8 protein-coding genes and 1 pseudogene are annotated in these 12,734 nt (G+C 52.0%); all 9 read left to right on the top strand.

Translation table 11 applies throughout. The annotated features are described in order from the left end of the window. Positions 1-215: pseudogene (gene tuf, locus BZK41_RS25785) on the top strand (elongation factor Tu); the annotation flags it as partial. Between the two features lie 230 nt (positions 216-445). Further along, positions 446-829, top strand: a complete 384-nt coding sequence (secE, locus tag BZK41_RS25780) for a preprotein translocase subunit SecE (RefSeq protein ID WP_003033128.1) — start codon at positions 446-448, stop codon at positions 827-829. A gap of 1 nt (position 830) precedes the next feature. Further along, on the top strand, positions 831-1,376 hold the full coding sequence (gene nusG, locus BZK41_RS25775) for a transcription termination/antitermination protein NusG (RefSeq protein WP_003033125.1): 546 nt from the start codon (positions 831-833) through the stop codon (positions 1,374-1,376). Positions 1,377-1,530: 154 nt separating this feature from the next. Next, positions 1,531-1,959 (top strand): 50S ribosomal protein L11, encoded by a 429-nt coding sequence (gene rplK / locus BZK41_RS25770; protein WP_003033122.1) that lies wholly within the window; start codon positions 1,531-1,533, stop codon positions 1,957-1,959. 3 nt (positions 1,960-1,962) lie between these two features. Next, positions 1,963-2,670: a 50S ribosomal protein L1 gene (gene rplA, locus BZK41_RS25765; protein WP_003033119.1), complete on the top strand. Its 708-nt coding sequence runs from the start codon at positions 1,963-1,965 to the stop codon at positions 2,668-2,670. Positions 2,671-3,084: 414 nt separating this feature from the next. Beyond that, positions 3,085-3,582: a 50S ribosomal protein L10 gene (gene rplJ, locus BZK41_RS25755; RefSeq protein ID WP_001207203.1), complete on the top strand. Its 498-nt coding sequence runs from the start codon at positions 3,085-3,087 to the stop codon at positions 3,580-3,582. Between the two features lie 66 nt (positions 3,583-3,648). Beyond that, a complete protein-coding gene (gene rplL, locus BZK41_RS25750) occupies positions 3,649-4,014 on the top strand; it encodes a 50S ribosomal protein L7/L12 (RefSeq protein WP_003033114.1) in 366 nt (121 codons plus the stop codon). 320 nt (positions 4,015-4,334) lie between these two features. After that, positions 4,335-8,363 carry a DNA-directed RNA polymerase subunit beta gene (gene rpoB / locus BZK41_RS25745; RefSeq protein WP_003033111.1) on the top strand — a complete coding sequence of 1,343 codons (4,029 nt, stop codon included), beginning with the start codon at positions 4,335-4,337 and terminating at the stop codon, positions 8,361-8,363. Positions 8,364-8,439: 76 nt separating this feature from the next. Further along, entirely contained in the window at positions 8,440-12,663 is a 4,224-nt protein-coding gene (rpoC, locus tag BZK41_RS25740; protein ID WP_005132891.1) for a DNA-directed RNA polymerase subunit beta', read from the top strand. Positions 12,664-12,734: the final 71 nt, after the last annotated feature.

Below are 12,734 nucleotides of genomic sequence, written 5' to 3'. Positions count from 1 at the left end.
TCAAAGGCTACCGTCCGCAGTTCTACTTCCGTACTACTGACGTGACTGGTACCATCGAACTGCCGGAAGGCGTAGAGATGGTAATGCCGGGCGACAACATCAAAATGGTTGTTACCCTGATCCACCCAATCGCGATGGATGACGGTCTGCGTTTCGCAATCCGTGAAGGCGGCCGTACTGTTGGTGCGGGCGTTGTTGCCAAAGTAATGAGCTAATTGCCGAATAACATTTGACGCAATGCGCAATAAAAGGGCATCATTTGATGCCCTTTTTGCACGCTTTCACACCAGAACCTGGCTCATCAGTGATTTTTTTTGTCATAATCATTGCTGAGACAGGCTCTGAAGAGGGCGTTTAGTCCGAAACGCACCAGAGCATTTCGGTTTGGATCGCCTCGCTTACGCGGGGTGAAAATGTTTGTAGAATACTTCTGACAGGTTGGTTTATGAGTGCGAATACCGAAGCTCAAGGAAGCGGGCGCGGCCTGGAAGCGATGAAGTGGGTTGTTGTCGCTGTATTGCTGCTTGTAGCTATCGTTGGCAACTACCTCTATCGTGACATGATGCTGCCGCTGCGTGCGTTGGCCGTAGTGATTCTGATTGCCGCAGCGGGTGGTGTCGCGCTGTTGACAACAAAAGGTAAAGCGACCGTTGCTTTTGCCCGTGAAGCGAGAACCGAAGTCCGTAAGGTCATTTGGCCAACTCGCCAGGAAACATTGCACACCACATTAATTGTGGCTGCGGTTACCGCAGTAATGTCACTGATCCTGTGGGGACTGGATGGTATTCTGGTTCGCCTGGTATCCTTTATCACTGGCCTGAGGTTCTAAGATGTCTGAAGCCCCTAAAAAGCGCTGGTACGTCGTTCAGGCGTTTTCCGGTTTTGAAGGCCGCGTAGCCACGTCGCTGCGCGAATATATCAAGTTACAAAATATGGAAGAGCTGTTTGGCGAAGTCATGGTGCCGACCGAAGAAGTGGTCGAAATCCGTGGTGGCCAGCGTCGCAAGAGCGAACGTAAATTCTTCCCGGGCTATGTACTGGTCCAGATGGTGATGAATGACGCAAGCTGGCACCTGGTGCGCAGCGTGCCGCGTGTGATGGGCTTTATCGGCGGTACATCTGACCGTCCGGCGCCGATCAGCGACAAAGAAGTCGATGCGATCATGAACCGTCTGCAGCAGGTTGGCGATAAACCGCGTCCGAAAACGATGTTTGAACCAGGTGAAATGGTTCGCGTTAGTGACGGTCCGTTTGCTGACTTTAACGGCGTGGTTGAAGAAGTGGACTACGAGAAGTCCCGCCTGAAAGTCTCTGTTTCTATCTTCGGTCGTGCGACCCCGGTTGAACTGGACTTTGCCCAGGTAGAAAAAGCCTAACCAGCGATCAAAAAAGCGGCGATTTAATCGTTGCACAAGGCGCGAGATTGGAATACAATTTCGCGCCTTTTGTTTTTATGGACCCTGTCCGTAAAACGAATTTAATCACGGGGAGCCTCCTTGAGGCGCTATAACCCAACTAGAGGAATTTAGAATGGCTAAGAAAGTCCAGGCCTACGTCAAGCTGCAGGTTGCAGCTGGTATGGCTAACCCGAGTCCGCCGGTAGGTCCAGCACTGGGTCAACAAGGCGTGAACATCATGGAATTCTGCAAAGCGTTCAACGCAAAAACTGATTCCATGGAAAAAGGTCTGCCGATCCCGGTTGTTATTACCGTTTACGCTGACCGTTCTTTCACTTTCGTTACCAAAACGCCTCCGGCAGCAGTTCTGCTGAAGAAAGCGGCTGGTATCAAGTCTGGTTCCGGTAAGCCGAACAAAGACAAAGTGGGTAAAATTTCCCGCGCTCAGCTGCAGGAAATCGCGCAGACCAAAGCTGCCGACATGACTGGTTCCGACATTGAAGCGATGACTCGCTCCATTGAAGGTACTGCACGTTCCATGGGCCTGGTAGTGGAGGATTAAGAAATGGCTAAACTGACCAAGCGTATGCGCGTGATCCGTGACAAAGTTGATGCAACTAAACAGTACGACATCAACGAAGCTATTGCTCTGCTGAAAGAGCTGGCCACTGCTAAATTCGTAGAAAGCGTAGACGTTGCCGTTAACCTCGGCATCGATGCTCGTAAATCTGACCAGAACGTACGTGGTGCAACTGTACTGCCGCACGGTACTGGCCGTTCCGTTCGCGTAGCCGTATTTGCCCAGGGCGCAAACGCTGAAGCTGCTAAAGCTGCAGGCGCTGAGCTGGTAGGTATGGAAGATCTGGCTGACCAGATCAAGAAAGGCGAAATGAACTTTGACGTTGTTATTGCTTCCCCGGATGCAATGCGCGTTGTTGGCCAGCTGGGTCAGGTTCTGGGCCCGCGCGGGCTGATGCCAAACCCGAAAGTTGGTACTGTAACCCCTAACGTTGCTGAAGCTGTTAAGAACGCTAAAGCAGGTCAGGTTCGTTACCGTAACGACAAAAACGGCATCATCCACACCACCATCGGTAAAGTGGATTTTGACGCTGACAAACTGAAAGAAAACCTGGAATCTCTGCTGGTTGCGCTGAAAAAAGCGAAACCGACTCAGGCTAAAGGCGTGTACATCAAGAAAGTTAGCATCTCCACCACCATGGGTGCTGGTGTTGCCGTTGATCAGTCCGGTCTGACTGCGACTGTGGCGAACTAATATTCGCCTTTACGTGGGCGGTGATTTTGTCTACAATCTTACCCCCACGTTTCTGCTAATTGCAGACGTATATCCGAGATATTCAGGCTGTGGCAAGGCGACAACTGAGTGAATCGCCAGGAGCATAGTTAACTATGTGACTGGTGTGAACGAAGGCAGTCAACGCCGGCACAGATTGAATAGCGACAGATAGACAAGATTTGTTCGTTGGAGCCTGGCCTATCCAGGCCTCCGTCGAAGACCGCAGGTGTTTCGTAAGAAACTTAATGCCCTGCGTAGACGGTGACAGAACGCTAAGATTATTTCTGATACTCTGGCTTGTTTCTGCTCACCGTATTTAGACGCTCTTTCCGTTGGGGAGAGTGAAGTGAGTTCCGGAACATGAGTTCCGGCAAACATCCAGGAGCAAAGCTAATGGCTTTAAATCTTCAAGACAAACAAGCGATTGTTGCTGAAGTCAGCGAAGTAGCCAAAGGCGCGCTGTCTGCAGTAGTTGCGGATTCCCGTGGCGTAACTGTAGATAAAATGACTGAACTGCGTAAAGCAGGTCGTGAAGCTGGCGTATACATGCGTGTTGTTCGTAACACCCTGCTGCGCCGCGTCGTTGAAGGTACTCAGTTCGAGTGCCTGAAAGACACGTTTGTTGGTCCGACCCTGATTGCATACTCTATGGAACACCCGGGCGCAGCTGCTCGTCTGTTCAAAGAGTTCGCGAAAGCGAATGCAAAATTTGAGGTCAAAGCCGCAGCCTTTGAAGGTGAATTGATCCCGGCATCGCAAATCGATCGCCTGGCAACTCTGCCGACCTACGAAGAAGCAATTGCACGCCTGATGGCAACCATGAAAGAAGCTTCGGCTGGCAAACTGGTTCGTACTCTGGCTGCTGTACGCGATGCGAAAGAAGCTGCTTAATCGCAGTTATCTTTCTCAAGCATCTGCTTACGTATAAACTTATTCTGATTTTCAGGAACAATTTAAATGTCTATCACTAAAGATCAAATCATTGAAGCAGTATCCGCTATGTCCGTAATGGACGTTGTAGAACTGATCTCTGCAATGGAAGAAAAATTCGGTGTTTCCGCTGCTGCTGCTGTAGCTGTAGCTGCTGGCCCGGCTGAAGCTGCTGAAGAAAAAACTGAATTCGACGTAATTCTGAAAGCTGCTGGCGCTAACAAAGTTGCTGTTATCAAAGCAGTACGTGGCGCAACTGGCCTGGGTCTGAAAGAAGCTAAAGACCTGGTAGAATCTGCTCCGGCTGCCCTGAAAGAAGGCATCAGCAAAGACGACGCAGAAGCACTGAAAAAATCTCTGGAAGAAGCTGGCGCTGAAGTTGAAGTTAAATAAGCCAACTTTTCTGGTTGCAGCCTAAGAAATTAGGCTGATGGCTGGTGACTTTTTAGTCACCAGCCTTTTTGCGCTGTAAGGCGCCAGTAGCATTTCACACTGTTTGACTACTGCTGTGCCTTTCAATGCTTGTTTCTATCGACGTCTTAATATACTGCGACAGAGCATCAGTTCTGTGTAAATCGCAATGAAATGGTTTAAGCGTGATAGCAACAGGCATTGCGGAAAGTATTCGATTTTCCGGTCAACAAAATAGTGTTGCACAAACTGTCCCTTCGTCGGACAGATGGGTCGACTTGTCAGCGAGCTGAGGAACCCTAATGGTTTACTCCTATACCGAGAAAAAACGTATTCGTAAGGATTTTGGTAAACGTCCACAAGTGTTGGACATACCTTATCTCCTTTCTATCCAGCTTGACTCGTTTCAGAAGTTCATCGAGCAAGATCCTGAAGGGCAGTATGGTCTGGAAGCAGCTTTCCGTTCCGTTTTCCCGATTCAGAGCTACAGCGGTAATTCCGAGCTGCAATACGTCAGCTACCGCCTTGGCGAACCGGTGTTTGACGTTCAGGAATGTCAGATCCGTGGCGTGACCTATTCCGCACCGCTGCGCGTAAAACTGCGTCTGGTGATCTACGAGCGCGAAGCGCCGGAAGGCACCGTAAAAGACATTAAAGAACAAGAAGTCTACATGGGCGAAATTCCGCTCATGACTGACAACGGTACCTTTGTAATCAATGGTACTGAGCGTGTTATCGTTTCTCAGCTGCACCGTAGTCCTGGCGTCTTCTTTGACTCCGACAAAGGTAAAACCCACTCTTCGGGTAAAGTGCTGTATAACGCGCGCATCATCCCTTACCGTGGTTCCTGGCTGGACTTCGAATTCGATCCGAAGGACAACCTGTTTGTACGTATTGACCGTCGCCGTAAACTGCCTGCGACCATTATTCTGCGTGCACTGAACTACACCACTGAGCAGATCCTTGACCTGTTCTTTGAAAAAGTTGTTTTCGAAATTCGCGACAACAAGCTGCAGATGGAACTGGTGCCGGAACGCCTGCGTGGTGAAACCGCCTCCTTTGACATTGAAGCTAACGGCAAAGTCTACGTCGAAAAAGGCCGCCGCATCACTGCGCGCCACATTCGCCAACTGGAAAAAGACGATATCAAACATATCGAAGTTCCGGTTGAATACATTGCTGGTAAAGTTGCCGCTAAAGACTACGTTGACGAATCTACTGGCGAGCTGATCTGCGCAGCTAACATGGAGCTGAGCCTGGATCTGCTGGCTAAGCTGAGCCAGTCTGGTCACAAGCGTATCGAAACGCTGTTCACTAACGATCTGGACCACGGTCCGTACATTTCTGAAACTGTACGTGTTGACCCAACCAACGATCGTCTGAGCGCACTGGTAGAAATCTACCGCATGATGCGTCCTGGTGAGCCGCCGACTCGTGAAGCTGCTGAAAGCCTGTTCGAGAACCTGTTCTTCTCCGAAGACCGCTATGACCTGTCTGCGGTTGGTCGTATGAAGTTCAACCGTTCTCTGCTGCGCGACGAAATCGAAGGTTCCGGTATCCTGAGCAAAGATGACATCATCGAAGTGATGAAGAAGCTCATCGATATCCGTAACGGTAAAGGCGAAGTCGATGATATCGACCACCTCGGCAACCGTCGTATCCGTTCCGTAGGCGAAATGGCGGAAAACCAGTTCCGCGTTGGCTTGGTACGTGTTGAGCGTGCGGTGAAAGAGCGTCTGTCTCTGGGCGATCTGGATACCCTGATGCCTCAGGATATGATCAACGCCAAGCCGATTTCTGCAGCAGTGAAAGAGTTCTTTGGTTCCAGCCAGCTGTCTCAGTTTATGGACCAGAACAACCCGCTGTCTGAGATTACGCACAAACGTCGTATCTCTGCACTCGGCCCAGGCGGTCTGACCCGTGAACGTGCAGGCTTCGAAGTTCGAGACGTACACCCGACTCACTACGGTCGCGTATGTCCAATCGAAACGCCTGAAGGTCCGAACATCGGTCTGATCAACTCCCTGTCCGTGTATGCACAGACTAACGAATACGGCTTCCTCGAGACTCCGTACCGTAAAGTGACCGACGGTGTTGTAACTGACGAAATTCATTACCTGTCTGCTATCGAAGAAGGCAACTACGTTATCGCTCAGGCGAACTCCAACCTGGATGACGAAGGCCACTTTGTAGAAGATCTGGTTACCTGCCGTAGCAAAGGCGAATCCAGCTTGTTCAGCCGCGACCAGGTTGACTACATGGACGTATCCACCCAGCAGGTGGTATCCGTCGGTGCGTCCCTGATCCCGTTCCTGGAACACGATGACGCCAACCGTGCATTGATGGGTGCGAACATGCAACGTCAGGCAGTTCCGACTCTGCGCGCTGATAAGCCGCTGGTTGGTACCGGTATGGAACGTGCTGTTGCCGTTGACTCCGGTGTTACTGCAGTTGCTAAACGTGGCGGTACTGTTCAGTACGTGGATGCTTCCCGTATCGTTATCAAAGTTAACGAAGACGAGATGTACCCGGGCGAAGCAGGTATCGACATTTATAACCTGACCAAATACACCCGTTCTAACCAGAACACCTGTATCAACCAGATGCCTTGTGTATCTCTGGGCGAGCCGGTTGAACGTGGTGATGTGCTGGCAGACGGTCCGTCCACCGACCTCGGTGAACTGGCGCTGGGTCAGAACATGCGCGTGGCATTCATGCCATGGAATGGTTACAACTTCGAAGACTCCATCCTCGTATCCGAGCGTGTTGTCCAGGAAGACCGTTTCACTACCATCCACATTCAGGAACTGGCATGTGTGTCCCGCGACACCAAGCTGGGGCCAGAAGAGATCACCGCTGACATCCCGAACGTGGGTGAAGCTGCGCTCTCCAAACTGGATGAATCCGGTATCGTTTATATCGGTGCGGAAGTGACCGGTGGCGACATTCTGGTTGGTAAGGTAACGCCGAAAGGTGAAACCCAGCTGACGCCAGAAGAGAAGCTGCTGCGTGCAATCTTCGGTGAGAAAGCGTCTGACGTTAAAGACTCTTCTCTGCGCGTGCCAAACGGTGTTTCCGGTACGATTATCGACGTTCAGGTCTTTACTCGCGATGGCGTAGAAAAAGACAAACGTGCGCTGGAAATCGAAGAGATGCAGCTGAAGCAGGCGAAAAAAGACCTGTCTGAAGAACTGCAGATCCTCGAAGCTGGCCTGTTCAGCCGTATCTACGCTGTGCTGGTTTCCGGTGGTGTTGAAGCTGAGAAGCTCGACAAACTGCCGCGTGACCGCTGGTTAGAACTCGGCCTGACCGACGAAGAGAAACAAAATCAGCTGGAACAACTGGCTGAGCAGTACGACGAACTGAAACACGAATTCGAGAAAAAACTCGAAGCGAAACGCCGTAAAATCACTCAGGGCGACGATCTGGCACCGGGCGTGCTGAAGATTGTTAAGGTTTATCTGGCGGTTAAACGTCGGATCCAGCCTGGTGATAAGATGGCAGGTCGTCACGGTAACAAGGGTGTAATCTCTAAGATCAACCCGATCGAAGATATGCCACACGATGCTAACGGTACGCCGGTAGATATCGTACTGAACCCGCTGGGCGTACCATCGCGTATGAACATCGGTCAGATCCTTGAAACCCACCTGGGTATGGCTGCAAAAGGTATTGGCGATAAGATCAATGCCATGCTGAAACAGCAGCAGGAAGTCGCGAAACTGCGCGAGTTCATCCAGCGTGCTTACGATCTGGGTTCAGATGTTCGTCAGAAAGTTGACCTGAATACCTTCAGCGATGAAGAAGTTCTGCGTCTGGCTGAAAACCTGAAAAAAGGTATGCCGATCGCAACGCCGGTATTCGACGGTGCGAAAGAGTCTGAAATCAAGGAACTGTTACAGCTGGGTGGCCTGCCGACTTCCGGTCAGATCACACTGTTCGACGGTCGTACCGGTGAGCAGTTCGAGCGCCAGGTTACCGTTGGCTACATGTACATGCTGAAACTGAACCACCTGGTTGATGACAAGATGCATGCGCGTTCTACCGGTTCTTACAGCCTGGTTACTCAGCAGCCGCTGGGTGGTAAGGCGCAGTTCGGTGGTCAGCGCTTCGGGGAGATGGAAGTGTGGGCGCTGGAAGCATATGGCGCAGCATACACCCTGCAGGAAATGCTCACCGTTAAGTCTGATGACGTGAATGGTCGTACTAAGATGTATAAAAACATCGTGGACGGCAACCATCAGATGGAACCAGGCATGCCGGAATCCTTCAACGTACTGTTGAAAGAGATTCGTTCGCTGGGTATCAACATCGAGCTGGAAGACGAGTAACTCTCGATCAAACAGGTCACTGGTGCTGGCGTAACAGCCAGCGCCAGATTGTGCTAACTCCGACGGGAGCAAATCCGTGAAAGATTTATTAAAGTTTCTGAAAGCGCAGACTAAAACCGAAGAGTTTGATGCGATCAAAATTGCTCTGGCCTCGCCAGACATGATCCGTTCATGGTCTTTCGGTGAAGTTAAGAAGCCGGAAACCATCAACTACCGTACGTTCAAACCTGAACGTGACGGCCTTTTCTGCGCCCGTATCTTTGGGCCGGTAAAAGACTACGAGTGCCTGTGCGGTAAGTACAAGCGCCTGAAACACCGTGGTGTGATCTGTGAGAAGTGCGGCGTTGAAGTGACCCAGACTAAAGTACGCCGTGAGCGTATGGGCCACATCGAGCTGGCGTCTCCGACTGCCCACATCTGGTTCCTGAAATCTCTGCCGTCCCGTATCGGCCTGCTGCTTGATATGCCGCTGCGCGATATCGAGCGCGTACTGTACTTCGAATCTTATGTAGTTATCGAAGGCGGTATGACTAACCTGGAACGTCAACAGATCCTGACTGAAGAGCAGTATCTGGACGCGCTGGAAGAGTTCGGTGACGAATTCGACGCGAAGATGGGTGCGGAAGCTATCCAGGCTCTGCTGAAAAGCATGGATCTGGAGCAAGAGTGTGAAACTCTGCGCGAAGAGCTGAACGAAACCAACTCCGAAACCAAGCGTAAGAAGCTGACCAAGCGTATCAAACTGCTGGAAGCCTTCGTACAGTCTGGCAACAAGCCAGAGTGGATGATCCTGACCGTTCTGCCGGTTCTGCCGCCAGATCTGCGTCCGCTGGTTCCGCTGGATGGTGGTCGTTTCGCAACGTCGGATCTGAACGATCTGTATCGTCGCGTTATCAACCGTAACAACCGTCTGAAGCGTCTGCTGGATCTGGCTGCGCCGGACATCATCGTACGCAACGAAAAACGTATGCTGCAGGAAGCGGTTGACGCCCTGCTGGATAACGGTCGTCGCGGTCGTGCGATCACCGGTTCTAACAAACGTCCTCTGAAATCTTTGGCCGACATGATCAAAGGTAAGCAGGGTCGTTTCCGTCAGAACCTGCTCGGTAAGCGTGTTGACTACTCCGGTCGTTCTGTAATCACCGTAGGTCCATACCTGCGTCTGCATCAGTGCGGTCTGCCGAAGAAAATGGCACTGGAACTGTTCAAACCGTTCATCTACGGCAAGCTGGAACTGCGTGGCCTGGCCACCACCATCAAAGCCGCTAAGAAAATGGTTGAGCGTGAAGAAGCTGTCGTTTGGGATATCCTGGACGAAGTTATCCGCGAACACCCGGTACTGCTGAACCGTGCACCAACACTGCACCGTCTGGGTATCCAGGCATTTGAACCGGTACTGATCGAAGGTAAAGCTATCCAGCTGCACCCGCTGGTTTGTGCGGCATATAACGCCGACTTCGATGGTGACCAGATGGCTGTTCACGTACCGCTGACGCTGGAAGCCCAGCTCGAAGCGCGTGCGCTGATGATGTCTACCAACAACATCCTGTCTCCGGCGAACGGCGAGCCTATCATCGTTCCGTCTCAGGACGTTGTATTGGGTCTGTACTACATGACCCGTGACTGTGTTAACGCCAAAGGCGAAGGCATGGTGCTGACTGGCCCGAAAGAAGCTGAGCGTATCTATCGCGCAGGTCTGGCCTCTCTGCATGCGCGCGTTAAAGTGCGTATCACCGAATACGAAAAAGATGAAAACGGCGAATTCGTTGCGAAAACCAGCCTGAAAGACACGACCGTTGGCCGTGCAATTCTGTGGATGATTGTACCGAAAGGTCTGCCTTTCTCCATCGTCAACCAGGCGCTGGGCAAGAAAGCTATCTCCAAAATGCTGAACACCTGTTACCGCATTTTGGGCCTGAAGCCGACCGTTATCTTCGCTGACCAGACAATGTACACCGGCTTTGCATATGCAGCGCGTTCAGGTGCATCTGTTGGTATTGATGACATGGTCATCCCAGAGAAGAAACACGAGATCATCTCTGAAGCGGAAGCTGAAGTTGCTGAGATCCAGGAGCAGTTCCAGTCTGGTCTGGTAACCGCGGGCGAACGCTATAACAAAGTTATCGATATCTGGGCTGCGGCGAACGATCGTGTATCCAAAGCGATGATGGATAACCTGCAAACCGAAACCGTTATTAACCGTGACGGCGTAGAAGAGCAGCAGGTTTCCTTCAACAGCATCTACATGATGGCCGACTCCGGTGCGCGTGGTTCTGCAGCACAGATTCGTCAGCTGGCTGGTATGCGTGGTCTGATGGCGAAGCCAGATGGCTCCATCATCGAAACGCCAATCACCGCGAACTTCCGTGAAGGTCTGAACGTACTCCAGTACTTCATCTCTACTCACGGTGCTCGTAAAGGTTTGGCGGATACCGCACTGAAAACAGCGAACTCCGGTTATCTGACTCGTCGTCTGGTTGACGTCGCGCAGGACCTGGTTGTTACTGAAGACGATTGCGGCACTCTGGAAGGCATCACCATGACCCCGGTTATCGAGGGTGGTGACGTTAAAGAGCCGCTGCGCGATCGCGTTCTGGGTCGTGTAACTGCTGAAGACGTTCTGAAGCCGGGTACGGCGGATATTCTGGTTCCACGCAACACGCTGCTGCACGAACAGTGGTGTGATCTGCTGGAAGAGAACTCCGTTGACTCTGTTAAAGTCCGTTCCGTTGTATCTTGTGACACCGACTTTGGTGTATGTGCGCACTGCTACGGTCGTGACCTGGCGCGTGGCCACATCATCAACAAAGGTGAAGCAATCGGCGTTATCGCGGCACAGTCCATCGGTGAACCGGGTACACAGCTGACGATGCGTACGTTCCACATCGGTGGTGCGGCATCTCGTGCGGCTGCTGAATCCAGCATCCAGGTGAAAAACAAAGGTAGCATCCGTCTGAGCAATGCGAAGTCGGTTGTGAACTCCAGCGGTAAACTGGTTATCACCTCACGTAACACCGAACTGAAACTGATCGACGAATTCGGTCGTACCAAAGAAAGCTATAAAGTGCCTTACGGCTCCGTTATGGCGAAAGGTGATGGCGAACAGGTTGCTGGCGGCGAAACCGTAGCAAACTGGGATCCGCACACCATGCCGGTTATCACCGAAGTGAGTGGTTTCGTCCGCTTCACTGACATGATCGACGGCCAGACCATTACTCGTCAGACCGACGAGCTGACCGGTCTGTCTTCTCTGGTGGTTCTGGATTCTGCAGAGCGTACTGCGGGTGGTAAAGACCTGCGTCCGGCACTGAAAATTGTTGATGCTCAGGGCAACGACGTTCTGATCCCAGGCACCGATATGCCTGCTCAGTACTTCCTGCCGGGTAAAGCGATTGTTCAGCTGGAAGATGGCGTACAGATCAGCTCTGGTGACACCCTGGCGCGTGTACCGCAGGAATCCGGCGGTACCAAGGATATCACCGGTGGTCTGCCGCGCGTTGCGGACCTGTTCGAAGCACGTCGTCCGAAAGAGCCGGCAATCCTGGCTGAAATCAGCGGCATCATTTCCTTCGGTAAAGAAACCAAAGGTAAACGTCGTCTGGTTATCACTCCGGTAGACGGTAGCGAACCTTACGAAGAGATGATTCCGAAATGGCGTCAGCTCAACGTGTTCGAAGGTGAACGTGTAGAACGTGGTGACGTTGTTTCCGACGGTCCGGAAGCGCCGCACGACATCCTGCGTCTGCGTGGTGTACATGCTGTAACTCGTTACATCGTTAACGAAGTTCAGGACGTATACCGTCTGCAGGGTGTTAAGATTAACGATAAACACATCGAAGTTATCGTTCGTCAGATGCTGCGTAAAGCCACCATCGAAAACGCTGGTAGCTCCGACTTCCTGGAAGGCGAGCAGGTTGAATACTCCCGCGTCAAGATCGCTAACCGCGAGCTGGAAGCGAACGGCAAAGTGGGTGCAACGTTCTCCCGCGATCTGCTGGGTATCACCAAAGCGTCTCTGGCAACCGAGTCCTTCATCTCTGCAGCATCGTTCCAGGAAACCACGCGTGTCCTGACCGAAGCAGCTGTTGCAGGTAAACGTGATGAACTGCGCGGTCTGAAAGAGAACGTCATCGTGGGTCGTCTGATTCCGGCAGGTACCGGTTATGCGTACCACCAGGATCGTATGCGCCGTCGCGCAGCGGGCGAACTGCCAGCTGCACCGCAGGTTACTGCTGAAGATGCGTCTGCCAGCCTGGCAGAACTGCTGAACGCAGGCCTGGGCGGTTCTGACAACGATTAATCGTTGCCGACCACAATAAAAAACCCGCTTCGGCGGGTTTTTTTATGTCTATGTTTATGCCGCCTGATAGC

This window comes from Citrobacter sp. A316, assembly GCF_002042945.1.
Taxonomy (GTDB): Bacteria; Pseudomonadota; Gammaproteobacteria; order Enterobacterales; family Enterobacteriaceae; genus Citrobacter; species Citrobacter portucalensis.
The sequence above is the reverse complement of the archived record's forward strand: the minus strand, read 5'-3'. Positions and strand labels throughout refer to the sequence as shown.